Source organism: Weissella thailandensis (assembly GCF_001932615.1).
In the GTDB taxonomy this organism is placed as follows: domain Bacteria; phylum Bacillota; class Bacilli; order Lactobacillales; family Lactobacillaceae; genus Weissella; species Weissella thailandensis.
In genome coordinates this window covers 1,516,173-1,532,900 of record NZ_CP014332.1, presented here as the reverse complement: position 1 = coordinate 1,532,900, position 16,728 = coordinate 1,516,173, and the positions used below count along the sequence as shown (strand labels likewise).

Annotated in this window: 20 protein-coding genes; 16 read left to right on the top strand and 4 right to left on the bottom strand. The window is 36.8% G+C overall.

What is annotated here, in order from left to right; all coding sequences use genetic code 11:
- The first annotated feature begins 594 nt into the window (after positions 1 to 594).
- A complete protein-coding gene (locus FOL01_RS07595) occupies positions 595 to 1,446 on the top strand; it encodes a helix-turn-helix domain-containing protein (protein ID WP_075270070.1) in 852 nt (283 codons plus the stop codon).
- A 51-nt stretch (positions 1,447 to 1,497) separates the two neighbouring features.
- On the opposite strand, the gene FOL01_RS07590 is transcribed toward FOL01_RS07595, so the two are convergent.
- Positions 1,498 to 2,430, bottom strand: a complete 933-nt coding sequence (locus tag FOL01_RS07590) for an NAD(P)-dependent oxidoreductase (protein ID WP_207649837.1) — start codon at positions 2,428 to 2,430, stop codon at positions 1,498 to 1,500.
- A gap of 273 nt (positions 2,431 to 2,703) precedes the next feature.
- Between FOL01_RS07590 and FOL01_RS07585 the strand changes: the two genes are divergently transcribed.
- The 6 genes from FOL01_RS07585 (at position 2,704) to FOL01_RS07560 (ending at position 10,611) form a co-directional block, all read left to right on the top strand.
- Positions 2,704 to 4,176: a cytochrome ubiquinol oxidase subunit I gene (locus tag FOL01_RS07585; RefSeq protein ID WP_156835012.1), complete on the top strand. Its 1,473-nt coding sequence runs from the start codon at positions 2,704 to 2,706 to the stop codon at positions 4,174 to 4,176.
- 3 nt (positions 4,177 to 4,179) lie between these two features.
- The gene (gene cydB, locus FOL01_RS07580) at positions 4,180 to 5,193 is read left to right on the top strand and encodes a cytochrome d ubiquinol oxidase subunit II (RefSeq protein ID WP_075270069.1); all 1,014 of its coding nucleotides are present in this window, start codon (positions 4,180 to 4,182) and stop codon (positions 5,191 to 5,193) included.
- Positions 5,194 to 5,301: 108 nt separating this feature from the next.
- Positions 5,302 to 7,035 (top strand): thiol reductant ABC exporter subunit CydD, encoded by a 1,734-nt coding sequence (gene cydD / locus FOL01_RS07575; RefSeq protein ID WP_075270068.1) that lies wholly within the window; start codon positions 5,302 to 5,304, stop codon positions 7,033 to 7,035.
- Positions 7,028 to 8,788, top strand: coding sequence for a thiol reductant ABC exporter subunit CydC (gene cydC / locus FOL01_RS07570; protein ID WP_075270067.1), 1,761 nt, complete (start codon positions 7,028 to 7,030; stop codon positions 8,786 to 8,788). Before cydD ends, cydC begins: the two co-directional genes overlap by 8 nt.
- Before the next feature lie 168 nt (positions 8,789 to 8,956).
- The gene (locus tag FOL01_RS07565) at positions 8,957 to 9,466 is read left to right on the top strand and encodes a glycoside hydrolase family 73 protein (RefSeq protein WP_237342621.1); all 510 of its coding nucleotides are present in this window, start codon (positions 8,957 to 8,959) and stop codon (positions 9,464 to 9,466) included.
- A gap of 23 nt (positions 9,467 to 9,489) precedes the next feature.
- Complete coding sequence (locus FOL01_RS07560) at positions 9,490 to 10,611, top strand: ATP-grasp domain-containing protein (protein WP_075270633.1); 1,122 nt, start codon at positions 9,490 to 9,492, stop codon at positions 10,609 to 10,611.
- Between the two features lie 147 nt (positions 10,612 to 10,758).
- Here the strand turns inward: FOL01_RS07560 and FOL01_RS07555 are convergent, their stop codons facing one another.
- A complete protein-coding gene (locus FOL01_RS07555; RefSeq protein WP_075270065.1) occupies positions 10,759 to 10,881 on the bottom strand; it encodes a DUF4044 domain-containing protein in 123 nt (40 codons plus the stop codon).
- Positions 10,882 to 10,995: 114 nt separating this feature from the next.
- On the opposite strand from FOL01_RS07555, the gene FOL01_RS07550 reads away from it, so the two are divergent.
- The 8 genes from FOL01_RS07550 to FOL01_RS11125 all read left to right on the top strand — a co-directional run bounded on the left by FOL01_RS07550 (position 10,996) and on the right by FOL01_RS11125 (position 15,056).
- Positions 10,996 to 11,367 (top strand): DUF3397 family protein, encoded by a 372-nt coding sequence (locus FOL01_RS07550; protein WP_075270064.1) that lies wholly within the window; start codon positions 10,996 to 10,998, stop codon positions 11,365 to 11,367.
- Between the two features lie 18 nt (positions 11,368 to 11,385).
- On the top strand, positions 11,386 to 11,598 hold the full coding sequence (locus FOL01_RS07545; RefSeq protein ID WP_075270063.1) for a cold-shock protein: 213 nt from the start codon (positions 11,386 to 11,388) through the stop codon (positions 11,596 to 11,598).
- Positions 11,599 to 11,617: 19 nt separating this feature from the next.
- Positions 11,618 to 12,181, top strand: coding sequence for an NUDIX hydrolase (locus FOL01_RS07540; protein ID WP_075270062.1), 564 nt, complete (start codon positions 11,618 to 11,620; stop codon positions 12,179 to 12,181).
- Positions 12,182 to 12,193: 12 nt separating this feature from the next.
- A complete protein-coding gene (locus FOL01_RS07535; RefSeq protein WP_075270061.1) occupies positions 12,194 to 12,484 on the top strand; it encodes a hypothetical protein in 291 nt (96 codons plus the stop codon).
- A 30-nt stretch (positions 12,485 to 12,514) separates the two neighbouring features.
- Positions 12,515 to 13,210 carry a 5'-methylthioadenosine/adenosylhomocysteine nucleosidase gene (locus tag FOL01_RS07530; RefSeq protein WP_075270060.1) on the top strand — a complete coding sequence of 232 codons (696 nt, stop codon included), beginning with the start codon at positions 12,515 to 12,517 and terminating at the stop codon, positions 13,208 to 13,210.
- Positions 13,211 to 13,232: 22 nt separating this feature from the next.
- Positions 13,233 to 13,574 carry a cysteine desulfurase gene (locus FOL01_RS07525; protein ID WP_075270059.1) on the top strand — a complete coding sequence of 114 codons (342 nt, stop codon included), beginning with the start codon at positions 13,233 to 13,235 and terminating at the stop codon, positions 13,572 to 13,574.
- Positions 13,575 to 14,022: 448 nt separating this feature from the next.
- Positions 14,023 to 14,697 (top strand): LysM peptidoglycan-binding domain-containing protein, encoded by a 675-nt coding sequence (locus FOL01_RS07520; protein ID WP_075270058.1) that lies wholly within the window; start codon positions 14,023 to 14,025, stop codon positions 14,695 to 14,697.
- A 131-nt stretch (positions 14,698 to 14,828) separates the two neighbouring features.
- The gene (locus tag FOL01_RS11125) at positions 14,829 to 15,056 is read left to right on the top strand and encodes a hypothetical protein (RefSeq protein ID WP_156835011.1); all 228 of its coding nucleotides are present in this window, start codon (positions 14,829 to 14,831) and stop codon (positions 15,054 to 15,056) included.
- 17 nt (positions 15,057 to 15,073) lie between these two features.
- On the opposite strand, the gene FOL01_RS07510 is transcribed toward FOL01_RS11125, so the two are convergent.
- On the bottom strand, positions 15,074 to 15,727 hold the full coding sequence (locus tag FOL01_RS07510; RefSeq protein ID WP_075270056.1) for a hypothetical protein: 654 nt from the start codon (positions 15,725 to 15,727) through the stop codon (positions 15,074 to 15,076).
- A gap of 19 nt (positions 15,728 to 15,746) precedes the next feature.
- Positions 15,747 to 16,205, bottom strand: coding sequence for a class Ib ribonucleoside-diphosphate reductase assembly flavoprotein NrdI (locus tag FOL01_RS07505; protein ID WP_075270055.1), 459 nt, complete (start codon positions 16,203 to 16,205; stop codon positions 15,747 to 15,749).
- Positions 16,206 to 16,461: 256 nt separating this feature from the next.
- Between FOL01_RS07505 and nrdH the strand changes: the two genes are divergently transcribed.
- Positions 16,462 to 16,698, top strand: a complete 237-nt coding sequence (gene nrdH / locus FOL01_RS07500) for a glutaredoxin-like protein NrdH (RefSeq protein WP_075270054.1) — start codon at positions 16,462 to 16,464, stop codon at positions 16,696 to 16,698.
- The last annotated feature ends 30 nt before the right edge of the window (positions 16,699 to 16,728 follow it).

The window sequence follows — 16,728 nt, the reverse complement described above, 5'->3', positions numbered from 1 at the left end:
TTTGAGTAGAGATAGTCAGCTGGATGAGTTGGGTATGAGAACCTTTGTAAGGGCGTACTGCGTAGGTTCTACGAAGAAATAGTACACATTTATTATTGATTAACTTTTTATTTTTATAAACAAGAAAAATAAGTGATTAAATTAAGCTTTTATATAAGATAGACAAAAAGGAAGCATAGGATTTTTGCCAGCGTATTTAGATTTAAATAGTAAGACGTTTCCAAAGATTAAAAGTTTAATGCAGCGATGAGTGCATAATTTTTTTCTTCTTTGTAGGCTTAAATCAGGTAATTATTATGGTAGCAGGTTGGAAATACCTTTTGACTGATTTGCTTATCCTGAAATATATGAAAAATTGCCTGTGAAAATTAGCATATTTAAATATGTGAAAATTAATTATTTTATGTAACACTGTTAGGACATTAAAACTAAAAGTGCAATAAAAGAGTAGTATAGCGTGATTCTACCTATGAAAAATATCATAAACTATGTATTTAAATTATCATTAACTCCAAAAACTAATATAAAAAGACTTGTTTATTATTTAACTAACATATATGCTAATAATATATTTTTGATTCGGAGATCAAAGACATGAAATTATTAAAAGGTAGTTTAAAACGTCGTCGCGAACAATTAGGAATTTCACAAGCTGATGTTGCGGAGGGTATCTGTCATCAGTCCTTGCTATCTCGAATAGAACGTACTGATGAAATTTCAAATATCACCGTCTTACAACAACTTTGCGCACGTTTACAGTTACGTGTGTCCAGTGTTGCTAAAATTAATGAGTTGACGGTAACGCCGTTAACGGTTATCCGTTACTTTATTGATATTGGTCAATTTGAACAAGCCGCTAATCGATTAGAGAGTTCAACTTTACTACGTCGATTACCAGTGTTTGCATTGCCAGAATATAATCTATTAAGAGCTAGAATTGCGTTGTCTCAAAATCAGACCAACGTTGCTATGCAGTTTTTACAAATTGCGCTTGGTGATGCAGAAAAGCATCAAACGGAGCTGTTAATTGAAATTTACACAGAAATGGGGGCAACGTGGGCAAAACAAGGTGAGTACGTATATGCATCAGAATATTTTGAACGTGCCTGTGGTATTATCAAAGGCTATCGACCAACCATGCGTGCTGAATTAGGAAAGGTCATTGCACACACGTATTATCATCAAAGCAAATTATATTTAACGATTGATAATCCACAAAAAGCAATGGAACGTATTACACAAGCATTGGCAATTTTACCAACGAGTGAACATTTTCATCAGATTGTCAAACTACAAAAATTACGAGTAAAGTGTTGTGAACAGTTATCTTTATTGAAAGAAAAATCAGAGGCAAAAATGCTCATGTATGCAGCTGCAGAGTTTTCTAAAGATATTAACTTACAAGATGATGTTAAACAGTATCTAGAAGATCTTGAAATAAATTAATAAAACACCTATCAGAATAGTTTACTAAACTATCGTGATAGGTGTTTTATACTAATAACCGCGCTTATAATCAACCACGTTGTAAGATAGAGGTTTACCAGCCAGAAAGTCTGGCAAGTTTTTCATGAATATATTAAATAGCGAATCTGATTCTTCCGCCCAAGTTGAGTGTTGTGTTAATAACAAGTTATCCTGCTGCCACAACTGCGAGTCATTTGGGATTGGCTCTACTTTAGTTACATCTAAAGCAGCGTGTTGAATACTACCGTCATTAAGTTTAGCCAATAAATCCTGTTCATTGACTGTTGAACCACGCCCGATATTAATGAATAGGAATAGCTCTTTAAATAATTCCAGTTGCGATTTATTAAAGAAATTATTTGTCGTAGGCGTACTAGGTAAGGCGTTAATAACGATAGCGATATGATTTGGTATTTGTTTTAAATCATTGATAGCAAAAGTTTCTTTAAAACCAGCAACTGGATGACCTGTTGTATTGACACCGTATACTTTAGTACCAAATACCTGTAGATAGGTAGCAATTTGTTGTCCAATACGTCCAGTACCAAATATGATAACTGGCAATTCTTTTAGCGTAAATTGTTTTTCAAAGGGTTCCCAATGATTCTGTGTTTGATAAACGTGTAAACCACGTGCAAAGTGTAAAATATAGCTCATCACACTTTCAGCAATTGGCACTGCTTTTTGTCCACTGGCATTGGTTAGGATAATTTGATGCTCTTCTAAATCGACCAAGGGCATGAAATCGACACCAGCTGAAAAAGATTGTATCCATTTTAAACTATGATTGGGAGTTTTTAGTATTTTACTGATAACTTTAGAGCGCCAACCATAAATAATATCAATTTCAGCATATTCGTCAGGAATCATTGTTTCTGGCGTAACAACCGTAATGTGATATTTTTTTAATGTTTCTATATTTTCATCGGTTAACGGTGACAGTGCCAATAATTTCGTCATCATAATTATTCCTCCAAATGGGTTATTTTAGTTTATTTTAAGCGAAATATCGGAAAACGTCCATTTAATAATACGATGAAAGCGATACGAAATATTAACGGCGTGTGTCAATTGAAACTTTAATGAAAATATTCACAAATAAATAATATTTTGGCAAAAAAATGTGCAAAAAAACGTTTAATAAAGTGGTAAAAGATGTCTAAAATAGGTACAATTAATCTTATATGAGCACTTATTGCGCTTAAAAACATATCTGTTGAGTAGGAGGTTAGTTGTATGAACTTGGTAGCAGGTCTTTCCATTTTAAACCTGGCAAGATTCCAGTTCGCAATGACGACAATTTTTCATTTTTTCTTTGTACCGTTGTCAATTGGGCTTGGTATTATTGTATCGGTAATGGAAACTTTGTACGTTATAAAAAAGGATGACCAGTATAAACGAATGACAAAATTCTGGGGTAAGATTTTTATGCTCAGTTTTGCGGTAGGTGTTGTTACTGGAATTATCCAAGAGTTCCAATTTGGTATGAATTGGTCAAGATATTCTCGTTATGTGGGTGATATCTTTGGTCCAGCACTGGCTGTTGAGGCATTAGTTGCTTTCTTCTTGGAATCAACTTTCTTGGGCTTGTGGTCATTTGGATGGGATCGTTTTAATAAAAAATTGCACCTATTGTTTATTTGGTTAACGACACTAGGTTCGGCGTTCTCAGCCCTTTGGATTTTAGCAGCTAATTCATTTATGCAGAATCCAGTTGGTTTCGAAGTTGATCATAAATTTGACCGAGCTGTTTTGGTAGATTTCCCAGCATTGTTGCAAAACCATCAATTATGGCTTGAATTCCCTCACGTTATTTTTGCCACATTTATGGCAGGATCATTTGTGGTCATGGGAGTTTCTGCCTTTTCACTATTGCGTAAACCACACCATGAAGTTAATTTCTTTAAAAAATCAGTGCAGGTATCTGCAGTGGTAGCACTAGTTGGTGTTGTCGGGTTAGCTTACACGGGTGATAGTCATTCATTGGCTCTACAAGAAGATCAACCAATGAAGTTTGCTGCGACAGAAGGTCTTGATAAGAATGTTGGTGGCGATGATGAACAGGCACCATGGTCTGTTATCTCTTACACTGATCCAAAGACCAATGAAGTGAAGTGGTCACTGGATGTTCCTTACATGTTATCAATTCTAGCTCACCATTCATTAACTGGTGGTAGTCAAGGTTGGCATGAACTTAACAAGGAACTTCATGAAAAGTACGATGTAAAGTTTGGCCATGATATGAATTATTACTTACCAAATAATACGTTGTACTATAGTTTCCGAATCATGGCGGCATCAGCCGGTGCCTTTGGATTGTTGGCGGTAGTCGCACTTTGGTTCACTCGTAAGAAGTCTAAAATTGATATTACAAAGTACAAGTGGGCTCTTTGGATATTTGGAATTGCAACGTACTTGCCATTTGTGGCTATTACGTCAGGTTGGTTAATTACTGAGCTAGGTCGTGCACCATGGGTTGTTTATGGAGTACTAACGATGGCTGATGCTGTATCACCAAATGTTTCTGCTGCATCATTGCTAACATCAAATATTTTGTACTTTTCAACTTTCACAGTATTAGGACTAATCATGGTTATGCTGTCACGTCGTGTGATGATTGCTGGCCCAGAATCAGTTGATGAAACTGAAACTGAAGAAGATGTCGATCCATTTTCACCTAAAGCATTTGAAAATGGAAAGGAGGCCTAAGCGATGACAGGATATCAAATTTTATGGTTTGTTTTAATTGCTGTACTATTTTCAGGTTTCTTCTTCCTTGAAGGATTTGACTTTGGAATTGGTATGTCATTAAAGACACTAGCTAAGAATGATGAAGAAGAAGATGCGTTGATTCGTTCAATTGGTCCACACTGGGACGGTAATGAAGTTTGGTTAATTACAGCCGGTGGGGCAATGTTTGCTGCTATGCCATTCTGGTATGCATCATTATTCTCAGGCTTCTATTTGATTCTATTTGCGATATTGATTGGATTGATTTATCGTGGTGTTTCATTTGAGTTCCGTGAGCAAATGAAAACAGCAAAATACCGCGATTTATGGACAACTATTTCATCAATTACATCGATGTTTGTACCTTTCTTATTTGGTGTGCTATTTACCGACGTTGCTCAGGGAATGCCTTTGGATGCTAGTGGTGATATGTCAGCTAATTTCTGGGATTACTTCAATATTTTCTCAATTGTTGGTGGTGTTGCTATGTCGTTACTTTCATACGTGCATGGTCTAAATTATGCACGTTTGAAGATTACGGATGGTTCACTGCATGATCGTATTCAAAAGCAATTGCGAGTCCTATATCCGATACTTTTGGTTGGTGAAGTTGCATTTGCGGTGACGTTATTTGCCTTTACTGATTTCTTTAGGGAAAAGCCATTGATAACAGTTATTATGCTGGCAGCGATTGTGGTATTAACACTAGTTGCTTGGACAGTTACACTTAAAAGACAAAATACCTGGGCATTTATCGCGCTAGGATTAGTCATTATCTTAGTCGTGGCATTGTTGTTTACAGGATTATTCCCACGTGTCATTGTTGGAAATGAATCAGGTATGTCACTCTTGCTAAAGAATGCAACTTCAACACCATATACATTAAAGTGGATGACAATCATTTCATTTACAGCTTTGCCAATTGTGTTGGCATATCAAATCTGGAGTTTTTACGTTTTCCGTGATCGTATTCGGGTTGAGAAGATTTCATATTAAGTACTTGTTAGCCTTAACGATTAACAGGACCAAAAAGGTTGGAACAATATTTGTCCCAACCTTTTTATACATATTTGCTTTATTCTTGAAGTGAAAGGAATTATTTTTATGTTAGATAAACGATTATTTAAATTTTCTGGAGCACGGCAGGCGTTAGGTGTGTTGTGTATTCTGACCTTTGTTCAAGCCCTTGCCATTATTGGACAGGGACGCGCCATTAGTATTGCATTGACCAGGCTTTGGCAACAACATCCACTAAAGTCAGTGTTTTGGGTGGTTTTAATATTTATTGGTTCATATGTTTTACGGCAACTGATGGGGGTTTTTAAAGAATATGCCTTGGAACCATTTGCTGGTAAAACAACGGGGATGTTACAAAGTAAATTAACCCAAAAGTACGCAAAATTAGGTCCCAGTGCCATTTCTGATTTAGGAACTGGAAAATCAGTTTCGCTAGCAGTTGAGGGAATCGATCAAGTACATGACTACTTTACATTAGTCTTGGTTAAACTATTTGATATGATGATTATTCCATGGGTGATTTTGGCATACATTTTTACGATAGATTGGCAACAAGCTGTTTTCTTATTTTTCATTTATCCAGTAATTGTCTTATTTATGATTATTTTAGGTTATGCAGCCCAGGCTAAGGCGGATCGAGAATATGATACGTTTAATAGGCTGTCTAATCATTTTGTGGATTCATTACGTGGTTTGACTACTTTGAAGCAACTTGGATTAGCTAAGCAATACGCTAACAACATTTATGATGTCTCAGAAGAACATCGTAAAGCAACGATGAGTACATTAAAAATTGCAATTTTATCAACATTTGCCTTAGATTTCTTTACAACGTTGTCGATTGCTATCGTGGCGCTCTTTTTGGGATTAGGTTTAATGAACGGTACGATGCCATTGTTACCAGCATTAACAATTTTAGTTTTAGCACCAGAATACTTTTTACCAATTCGAAATTTTGCTAATGATTATCACGCAACGCTTAATGGAAAAAATTCGTTTGCGGATATCATGGATTTACTTGATAAAGACCTGGCTGATGATACAAATGTTTATCATAGTGAACAACAGCAATGGCAAGCCGAGGACACTCTGCAACTTAAGGGTGTTAACTATCAATATCCTGAAGCAACCGAACCAGCCTTGAAAGATATTGATCTATCATTTAAGGGCCACCAGCGAGTCGCCATTGTTGGAACTTCTGGATCTGGTAAATCAACGCTCTTGAATTTATTGGGCGGTTTTTTAATTGGTGATGGTGAAGTACAGTTAAATAATCAAAATATTCCTCATCTACAACAAAAAGATTGGCAAAATCAATTACAAGTGTTGCCACAAAAACCATATATTTTCCATGACACATTACGCGGTAATTTAGCGTTTTATTCGCCTGAAAAAAATGATGATGAGCTAATTAAAGCATTGCATACGGTTGGACTAGGTGAATGGTATGATAGTCTGGCAAGTGGATTAGATACATTAATTGGTGAAGGGGCAATGAAAACCTCTGGTGGTCAAGCGCAACGAATTGGCTTGGCAAGAATTTTGTTAGATCAGGATCGACGAGTGTTATTATTGGATGAACCAACTGCCCATTTGGATATTGAAACAGAAGTGCGTTTAAAAGAGACGATGATTCCGTTATTCGAACAAAGACTGGTTATTTTTGCGACGCATCGATTACACTGGTTAACTGAGATGGACTGGATTATTGTTATGCGTGAAGGTGAGATTGTTGAACAGGGGACGTTAGCAGACTTGAAGTCGCATAATGGTTACTTTGTAAGTTTGCAATCAGCGATGCGAGGTGGCAAAAATGCATAAAATGTTTGAACTAATCAAAAAAGATACATGGGTATTTCCATATTTAAAGTCATATAAGAAACTACTTGTCCTGATTATCTTTTTAGGGTTTATGACTACTTTTTCTGGGGCAGCCTTAATGTTTACTTCAGGGTTCTTGATTTCAAGATCGGCACAAATTCCTGAAAATATTTTGATGGTGTATGTGCCAATTGTGTTAACGCGTGCTTTTGGTATTGGACGACCAAGTTTTCGTTACGCTGAACGATTAGTTTCGCATAACTGGGTATTAAAGATTGTTTCGGTATTTCGGCGACGTCTCTATGAACTGGTAGAAACTGGTACAAAATCTGTATATGCAAGATCACAAACGGGAGAAGTTTTAAATGTTCTCGACAATGACCTGTTTAAAATAGAAAACTTCTACCTGCGAACGTTATTCCCGACCGTCATTGGCTTAGTTGTTTATTTACTAATTGCAATCGGTGTTGGTGTCTTTAATTGGGGCTTTGCATTGGCTATCCTGCTCGTGTTGGGTATGACGACAATTGTTGCACCTATGGTTACTTTGGCCGTTAATGGTGCTCGTGATTTTAAGCAACAACAATTGGAGGGTCAGTTATATACTGATTTAACTGATTCGGTAATGGGATTACAAGACTGGGTTTTAGCTGGTCGAACACAAGAACTGTTTGATCGCCAACAAAATGATTTTGATGGTATTAATAAAATTAAGTCAAAGCAAGCTCATTTTAATTGGTGGCGTGACATGTTCAGTGCATTGGTTATTGGTGCAACTGCGGTTATTTTGCTAATTTTTGCTACCCGTCAATTCGGTGATGATAGCTTTGCCGTTAACTGGATTGCAGCTTTTGTGTTAGCTATTTTTCCAGCAGAAGATGCTTTAACATCTATTAGTACAGGAATTGGTGAATGGCCACGATATCAAGATTCTATTGAAAGATTAAACAATATGGCTGCTGAATCAAAAAATGAAGGGCAGCAAACAAGCGACCAATCAACGGAAGAAATTAAAAATCCGGAAATTAAGTTTAATCAAGTTAACTTTGGGTATAATGACAGTAGATTGGTTCTAGAGAACCTAAACCTAACAATAAAAAACGGTGAAAAGCTAGCTATTTTGGGTCAGTCTGGTGCTGGAAAAACGACTCTTTTAAAGTTATTATTAGGTGATGAACAACCTAATAGTGGTGCAATTACGATTAATAATCAGAGTATTAATACATTGCAACAACAACGTTCATCTATTATTTCAGTTTTGGATCAACAGCCACACCTATTTGCTAGTTCAGTTGCTAACAATTTGCGCTTAGGAAACTTAGCAGCAACTGATGAAGAATTATGGCATGTGTTAAAACAAGTTGCTTTATCTGATTTGGTTGGTAGTTTACCAGAAGGCTTGGAGACGCCAATGACTGAGATGGGAAATCGTTTCTCTGGTGGTGAACAGCAACGTTTCGCATTAGCACGTGTGTTATTGCAAGATACGCCGATTGTTGTGCTTGATGAACCAACTGTTGCTCTAGATCCAATTACTGAGTTGAATGTATTAAAGACTATTTTTGACGCACTTTCTGATCGGACTATTATTTGGGTAACCCATCATCTAACTGGTATTGAATTTGTTAATGATGTCATTTTTATCGAAAATAAAAGAATATCGATGCAGGGTGCGCCTGAACAATTGATGACGACAGAACCAAGATTTAAAAAGTTATTACAAATGGATCATGGTAGTTTAACTGATATATAAGAGGGTGATTTTCTGGTTAAGACAAAGAAAAGGCATACGAAAAAAAAGAAAAGTTTCATAAGGACTTTCTTTGTTGAAAAAGGTCAATTGCACCGTGGCCGAGTATTTATCTGTGTGATTATTTTACTAGGACTGGGTTTTTGGCAAACAGACATACATTGGCAACAATTGCATAAGGAAAAGCCAACAGAAGAGGTGACGCAGGTGCCAGTTTCTCGGGAAGCATTTATTGAAAAAATTGCCCCTGAAGCACAAAAACTCGAAAAGCAATATGGGCTACTAGCATCTATTAGTATCGCTCAAGCTGCTTTAGAATCAAATTGGGGTCAATCTGAATTATCATCTAAGTATAATAACTTTTTTGGTGTAAAGTCTTCGGCGGAACAACCAAGTGTGAAGTTGGCAACGAAAGAATATGAGAATAATCAGTGGATTACGATTAATGATTCTTTTCGTGTGTATAGCAGTTGGCAGGATTCAATGGCAGCGCACGCGCAGTTACTCGTTAATGGGACGTCAGACAATCCACAGCGATATGCAACGGTTATTCAAGCTAAAGATTATGAGACAGCAGCAAATGGGTTAGTAACTGGGGGTTACGCAACAGACCCTACTTATGCGGATAAAATAATTCATATGATTGAAACTTATCATTTGGATAAGTATGATGATAAATAGAAATGGATGAAAAGGGTGAGAACATGAGTTATGAAATTTTACCGGGCGCAACTATTGGTATAATTGGTGAAGGCATTACTAGTCGTTACTTGGCACAAGCTGCTCATAATATGGGATACCAAGTTGCAGCATATAGTAGTACTGCCGAATCCGCAGTATTCAAGGATGCTGACTATCGTTTCTTGGGGGATAAAGATAATGATGACGAAATTGAAAGTTTCGCGGCACTATCTGACATGATTACCTATACATCAGCATGGCTACCAACACAGATTACAGATAAATTGGCTAACCAAACAGTGCCACAAGGAACGACAATCCTAGATATCACTGATGATCATGCCTTAGCCAAAGCGTTTTATGAAAATGAATCATTGAATATATTGCCATATGAAACAGGTAGTTCATTGGATGAAATTGCACAGGCAGGGGCTAGATTGGGTTATCCAATTATCGTAAAGCCTATCTTTAAGCATAAACATATTGATGATCAAGTCATTTTACGTGGTGATTGGGATCTTGGGTTAGTTGCACCGTTAATTGATGGTGGGACATTGCTAGTAGAACCTTGGCTCGAAAATACAAAATCTTTCGTTATGACGGCAGTTCGTGGCTCACATGATGACACGACCTTATATCCATTACGACAAGTAGAAACACCTGAACAAGGTTTAACAAGAGCTTGGACAGTGGGGGACGTTTCAGATGAAATTGTTACGGAAATTAAGCATGTCACTGAAAAATTAGGTCACGCCTTGAATTATATCGGTGCCTATGATGTGACATTTTTATTATCTGAGAATGGCACGTTGTATTTACGTAATGTTATTCCTGGCTTGTCCAAGACAACTGTTTTGTACGATGTTTCTGTTAATATTAGTGTGACCATGCAACATTTAAGAGCAGTTACTGGTCAAAGACTAGCTGAAGTTATTTTTGAAGAATCTGCTGTTTATATGCCAATCACTGAAAAAGAAGCGGATAAGTTGTATAGACATTGGCAAATTCAACCACATTGGCAAATCTCAATGTATCAGTTACCTAGTTTATTACCTCAAATGGGGCATGTTCTGGCTGTTGGCTCAAGTTCTGAGCAGCTGTTGAATCAGTTACATGTTGCTGGGGTTTGGCAATTTAATGATTAGATTAAAAAGCACAAGATGTTACATTGACGATGTGACCTTTTGAAATACGTAGATGCCTAACATTTATCAGCTGCTAATTAGTATATGTTAAAAACAAAAAGTGGTTGAGACATTTGTATTGTCTCAACCACTTTTGTTTTAAGTTGATTAAAAAGAAATCTGTAACAATGTAATAAATACACTGGCAAATGATAGAATAAGCATGAAGATGACAAATCCTTGAATAACCTTTTGCATTGTTGATTTTTTCTTTTTGTTATTTTTTTGCATTACCGTACCTCTAATTTTTCATTTAGTCTATTGTATCAAAAAAATAGGATAACGTACCACAGAGAGATTAATTAAAGGTATAATGAATAGATTAATGAATTTAAGGAGGCAAGGATGCTGACATTATTTAATTGGCCAGTTACGGTTTTCATTGCTTTAATTTTGCTAATTGTTCTTTGGATTATCAAACAAGTATTTTTCCAGAATCATTGGCCAAAAAACATAAAGATTACAGATATTGCTGTTGTTTTTGCGTGGTGGAGTATTGCTGTCACCACTTTTGAAGTTTGGCATATCACGATGTTGTTTCCCATGCTATTGATGTTTGTTGTTTGGGGGATTGCACTGGCCTTATACCAAGGATTTATCCGTGAAAACTTTGTAACTCGTCGATTTTGGACTATTTGGTGGCGTATCAGCACACTTGCAAGTTATGTCATTTTAATTGGTATTACCGCCTATGCCTATTTTATAACTCGTACTTAAGAATAAGGAGTCAAACAGATGGAAAAAATTAGTGGCTATGTCAAAACATGGCAATCAGATAAAGGATTTGGTTTTATTGAATTGAAGGGTGAAGATGATGTTTTTGTCCATTTTTCAGCTATTCAAACACCAAAAGTACGTGATTTAATAGTTGGTCAAGAAGTAAAATTAGTTGTTGTGCCAGGTGTACGTGGTCCTCAAGCAGCAGCGGTTGAAGTACTGGATCAATAATTAATGGGAGGTTGATGACATGATAGATTTGTCAGTAGATACGAACGAATTTAAGGAAACAATCTTAAATGAGGAAGAAAAGTATAAGGGACACATCATTCGGGCAACGGAACAGACTGTTGCGTTACCTGATGGTCGCCAGGCAAAACGTGATATTGTCTATCATGCCGATGCAATTGCGATTCTAGCATTAACGAAAGACAATAAAATGATTCTAGAAAAACAATGGCGTGCCCCAGTTAAGAAATTAACGTTGGAAATCCCTGCAGGTAAAATCGATACACGAGATCAAAAACCACTTGATGCGGTTAATCGTGAATTAAATGAAGAAACAAGACTGCAAGCCAACCATGTAGAAAAAATAACAGGATTTTATTCTTCAATTGGTTTTTCAAATGAATATATGACATTGTACTTAGCCAATGATTTATCTGCCGTGGGTCAAGAATTACCTCAAGATGATGATGAAAAAATTGATCTAATTTATGTCACTTATGAAGAAGCAACGGCATTATTTGAGAATGGGCAATTAGAGGATGCCAAAACTAATATGGCATACCTTTATTGGCGTACTTTACAATAATAGGTAAATACGATGTTATTTAAAAAAAAATCACAAGAAACAACTCGTCGGCAGCGCTCAAACGTTGGTACAGAGGATGTTAAAACAGTGTCTGAGAATGAGCCTACTAGTTCAGTTACCCCTGAATTATTGACACGTGAAGAGCATCGTCTAACGCGTCATGGCCGATATGAATTAGATTCACAAACACGAAAACTAACAAAGAATGGCAAAACGGCAAGATTACGACACCGCCTAAACTTGGCAATCATCGTATTGATTGTGTTAATTGTAATTACTTACCTAGTTTTATTCTTTCTATAGTAAATCATAAAATAAAGGAGATATTTTTTAATGCGATATGGTGTAATAAATGCAATGGCAGAGGAAAAAGCAGCATTGGTTGAATCAATGGTCGATGAGAAAACGACAACTATTGCTGGTAAATTATTTCATCACGGGAAAATTGGGCACGTTGATGTGGTTGTTGTTGAATCCGGAATTGGAAAGGTGGCTTCTGCGCTAACGACAACCTTGCTCATTACTAATTTCGGTGTTGATGCAGTGATTAATTCAGGGTCAGCAGGTTCTTTGGGAACTGATTTACGAATTGGTGATGTTGTCATTGCTGACCAATTGTCATATGCAGATGCGGATGCCCGGGCCTTTGGATATGTTTATGGCCAAGTTCCGCAACAACCAGCGCGATTCAAGGCAGATGAGGATTTAGCAAATGGTTTATCACAAGCCTATCAAGAAGTAACGGATGCCCGTTTAGTTAATGGATTAATTGTGACGAGCGATTCGTTTATTGCAAGTAATGAACAAAAACAGACTATTTTGTCGAACTTTCCTGAGGCGCAATCAGCGGAGATGGAGGGAGCATCAATTGCGCAAGTCGCTAGCTATTTTGATGTACCTTTCGCTGTTGTTCGTGCGATTTCAGATAACGCAAATGGGGATGCCGGTATGACTTTTGATGAATTTATTATCGAAGCCGGCAAACAATCTGCACAAGTCCTAATTAATTTCTTTAAGGAACAGGCTTAATAATAGTAGGAGGATCATAAACATGGCATTTGAAACAACTGTGGTAGTGGCTGGAGACGATGTTGTTTATCAATTCAACCCACAATTAAAGCAATATGCATTAGGTGATACAGGTTTTGTGAAGAACAATGCGGGTTCATATGTGATGAAAAGGTCATTAGAGCCAGAAAAAGGCTTAGACAATGCGATTAAGTTAAAAGTTGTCGTGAACAAACAATTAACTGGTATTAAAATAAAAACGGTTAATCCAAGTGGTAATGCAACGGTGAATATTTTTAAAAATGATCATCATGAAGATTTAGTATCACTGTATCGTTTTTATTTGAATGAATTGGTTGAGCGAGAAATTATCAAAAAAGCATAAAATATTTATAAAGCAGTTTGGTCAGTGAAGACCAAGCTGTTTTTTTATCAATAAGTAAATAAAAATAAAATAAATTAACTTTACTACTGTTACATTGTCGTAATTAATAAACTTTTATTTAGAATAAAAATAAATCTTGCAAGAAATTTAGGGTTTTTAGCAAATTTAATTTTCTTATTTAACCGGTTAATTAGTATTTTAAGAAAGTTGGCGTGACAGTCATTAGAGCCCTTTACAGTGATGATATTACAGTTTAATTTCTCACAAAAAGTTGGTTTGTGATACATGTGTAACGCAATGTCGCATCCTTGTAACGAATATCGGGTTGAGCTTGGTAAACTAATACATGTCGTAAAGGTTCAGTCCCCAACGCAGTGATATACCTGCGTTGCAGTGGATTGAGTAGATTAATTGCCATTTAGGCAAATATCAAGGAGAAGAATTTACCATGAATAAGAAAGTACTTACTGCATTAACTGTCGCTGGTGTTGCAACTGCTGCAATGGCCACTGATGTATCAGCTGATACATACACTGTTAAGTCAGGGGACACCCTATCATCAATCGCCGCAGATCATAACACCACAGTTGATCGTATTTTGAATGTAAATAAGATTGCAGATTCTAACATGATTTTTGTGGGTGAGCAATTTGAGTTAGATGACCAAGCAGCTAATGCACAAACGCAAGCTGTTGCGCCAGCATCAAGTGCCGCTACAACACAACAATCTGTTGCAGCTTCAGTAGCACCTGCTGCTAGCCAAGCACCTTCACAAGCTGCTGCCCCAGCATCAAGCGCTGCGCCAGCATCAAGTGCTGCGACAACAACAAAGACATCAACAGCTTCTAATTCAGCTTCATCAAGTTCAGCCTCAGGCTCAACTTATGACCAATTTATTGCTGCTGGTGGAACATCAGAATTGTGGGAATCAGTTGTAATGCCTGAATCAGGTGGAAATGTCAACGCATCAAACGGTCAATACCATGGATTGGGTCAAACTAACCAATCATGGGGTTCAGGTTCTGTTGAAAACCAAACAAAGGGTATGTTGAACTATGCAGACTCACGCTATGGTTCAATCGACAATGCAATTTCTTTCCGTGCCGCTAATGGTTGGTGGTAAGCCGAACCGTTAAAGGTTACTTTATTTACTCATAAAAACTAAAAGGCTACGTCTGAAAATTGGGGAAATTTCCCAGTCAGACGTAGCCTTTTTAGTTTGTTTTTAATTATTTAAATGCTTTTCGGTAATAGATGGAAATTGGTTTGTCGTTTCGTCAATTGGCCACAACCAATAATTCTCGTTTGCTAGTAGTTGCGTTTGTTTTGTATGAAGGGCCATCATACTTGGTAGTTTTATTTGGCTTATTGTCGTTGGCAAATTTTGGGATGGTATTGTATACACTTGAGACACCAACTCGCGCCTGTCATCGACCAATAAAGCAAATCTTGGTTTTACAGTGGGGGCGACGTATATTTTAATCATAGTGACTCCATTTCTAAATCTCGCGAAAGATTTCCTGCCAAGCTTTTTTATTTAGCTTAGTTTTTTTACGGTGCACGTGGTCCTTTTTAACATAAGTTGCTTTTTTATAGGAGCGCACGATGTCAGTTTGTATTTCTCGTTCAGGTGGTAAATTTTGAGTGATAAAGTCAACGGTGTTAGGTGGTAAGTCGTCAAATCCATCTTGATGACTGATGAACCAATTACGCATCTCCTGATTCAAACCGGCATGACGACGAATGCGTTGTAAAAGCTCATCTAGTCCAAAATTTAATTGGTGAATTTCAGCTTGCAGTTGACGAGCAACGGCCTCTGGAATGCCAATATGATCTGCAAAATGAGTAATGCCAAGTTTTATTTCTTCACCAAGATTGTTAGTTAGGACGTACTGATACTTTAAGCGACGACCACAGTCACAATATAGTTGGGGACTGCTAGGACTGTCGAAATTCATGTTTTCATGAAAGGCGACTAGGGACCAGTGCCGCCCATGACCAATTAGCTCATGATTCATAAATAATGAAGTTTGCTGATAATGAATATGCTTTTGGATAACTGATTGCTGTTCTTTGGTTAATCGTTGCCAAGTTTCCGCACGTCGTTGTTTGGTTAATGAGACTTTCTTAGTTTTTGGTTTGGTGACTTGCATGATTTACTTCTTCTTTTACCTAATTATGTGACGATTGTACTTCGGTTAGTCGTTGTTGTATTGCTTCATAAACACGTTGTACATCATTTGAAGTTCCGCGCAGTTCATAATTAGCAATCAAGGGAACTTTAAATTGTACGGCATAACGACGCGCAGTTAGAATATATTGTGCATTGAAATTTTTGTTTCCAGATCCGATAATTCCCAGTAAATTCTGTTGATTTTCTGGGATTTCTAGTTGTTCTCGTAAGGGGTCTGTTAAAATTTCAAAGACGCCATTATCAATGCCATTACCGCCATCCAAATAAGTTGGTACAAGGGCAAAAAAAGGGCTTGTCTCGATAATATCGGCAGTCGCGTCTGAAATTTCAATTGGTATCAAAGTGAAATGGCCTTGAGTTTCGGCATATTCAGTTAGCTTTTTAACGAATGCACGTGTATTGCCAGAAATTGAACTATATAATAGATGGATTGGCATTCTTTTCCTCCAGATTTTTCTATAATATTTAGTCTAAAAAAGTTTACAATAATTAGCAATCATATATGTAACGGAAAGTTATTATTTAATCTTTTTGTAATAATCACTATAAAGGCTTATGCAGTGCTATGAAGCCTATGTCAAGCCTTTTTTTAGTTAAATTATTAACTTGCAAACTGTTAGTTGAGTGGTTTATACTCAATGACATATTAACAATCCGTTAGGTTTTATAGAAGAAGAAAGTTTAGGTGAAAATATGCAAAACGTGACCGTGTATACAAAGAATAACTGCATTCAATGTCTCATGACTAAGAAGACATTGACACAATATGGTATTAGCTACTCAGAAAAGAACGTTGAAAATGATGCAGATGCATTAACTTTTTTGAAGGATAAAGGTTATCAATCAGTACCTGTTGTCTTTTCAGAAGACATGGAACCAGTTAAAGGTTTCCGTCCAGATCTGCTTGCCAAGTTAAGCAAAGCAATTTAATCACTTAATCAATTAGTTAAGATACCTAGG

Excerpts from the sequence above, each read along its gene's own strand:
- FOL01_RS07595 (WP_075270070.1), top strand. The coding sequence starts at position 595 with ATGAAATTATTAAAAGGTAGTTTAAAACGTCGTCGCGAACAATTAGGA.
- FOL01_RS07590 (WP_207649837.1), bottom strand. The coding sequence starts at position 2,430 with ATGATGACGAAATTATTGGCACTGTCACCGTTAACCGATGAAAATATA.
- FOL01_RS07585 (WP_156835012.1), top strand. The coding sequence starts at position 2,704 with ATGAACTTGGTAGCAGGTCTTTCCATTTTAAACCTGGCAAGATTCCAG.
- cydB (WP_075270069.1), top strand. The coding sequence starts at position 4,180 with ATGACAGGATATCAAATTTTATGGTTTGTTTTAATTGCTGTACTATTT.
- cydD (WP_075270068.1), top strand. The coding sequence starts at position 5,302 with ATGTTAGATAAACGATTATTTAAATTTTCTGGAGCACGGCAGGCGTTA.
- cydC (WP_075270067.1), top strand. The coding sequence starts at position 7,028 with ATGCATAAAATGTTTGAACTAATCAAAAAAGATACATGGGTATTTCCA.
- FOL01_RS07560 (WP_075270633.1), top strand. The coding sequence starts at position 9,490 with ATGAGTTATGAAATTTTACCGGGCGCAACTATTGGTATAATTGGTGAA.
- FOL01_RS07555 (WP_075270065.1), bottom strand. The coding sequence starts at position 10,881 with ATGCAAAAAAATAACAAAAAGAAAAAATCAACAATGCAAAAGGTTATT.
- FOL01_RS07550 (WP_075270064.1), top strand. The coding sequence starts at position 10,996 with ATGCTGACATTATTTAATTGGCCAGTTACGGTTTTCATTGCTTTAATT.
- FOL01_RS07545 (WP_075270063.1), top strand. The coding sequence starts at position 11,386 with ATGGAAAAAATTAGTGGCTATGTCAAAACATGGCAATCAGATAAAGGA.
- FOL01_RS07540 (WP_075270062.1), top strand. The coding sequence starts at position 11,618 with ATGATAGATTTGTCAGTAGATACGAACGAATTTAAGGAAACAATCTTA.
- FOL01_RS07535 (WP_075270061.1), top strand. The coding sequence starts at position 12,194 with ATGTTATTTAAAAAAAAATCACAAGAAACAACTCGTCGGCAGCGCTCA.
- FOL01_RS07530 (WP_075270060.1), top strand. The coding sequence starts at position 12,515 with ATGCGATATGGTGTAATAAATGCAATGGCAGAGGAAAAAGCAGCATTG.
- FOL01_RS07525 (WP_075270059.1), top strand. The coding sequence starts at position 13,233 with ATGGCATTTGAAACAACTGTGGTAGTGGCTGGAGACGATGTTGTTTAT.
- FOL01_RS07520 (WP_075270058.1), top strand. The coding sequence starts at position 14,023 with ATGAATAAGAAAGTACTTACTGCATTAACTGTCGCTGGTGTTGCAACT.
- FOL01_RS11125 (WP_156835011.1), top strand. The coding sequence starts at position 14,829 with ATGGAAATTGGTTTGTCGTTTCGTCAATTGGCCACAACCAATAATTCT.
- FOL01_RS07510 (WP_075270056.1), bottom strand. The coding sequence starts at position 15,727 with ATGCAAGTCACCAAACCAAAAACTAAGAAAGTCTCATTAACCAAACAA.
- FOL01_RS07505 (WP_075270055.1), bottom strand. The coding sequence starts at position 16,205 with ATGCCAATCCATCTATTATATAGTTCAATTTCTGGCAATACACGTGCA.
- nrdH (WP_075270054.1), top strand. The coding sequence starts at position 16,462 with ATGCAAAACGTGACCGTGTATACAAAGAATAACTGCATTCAATGTCTC.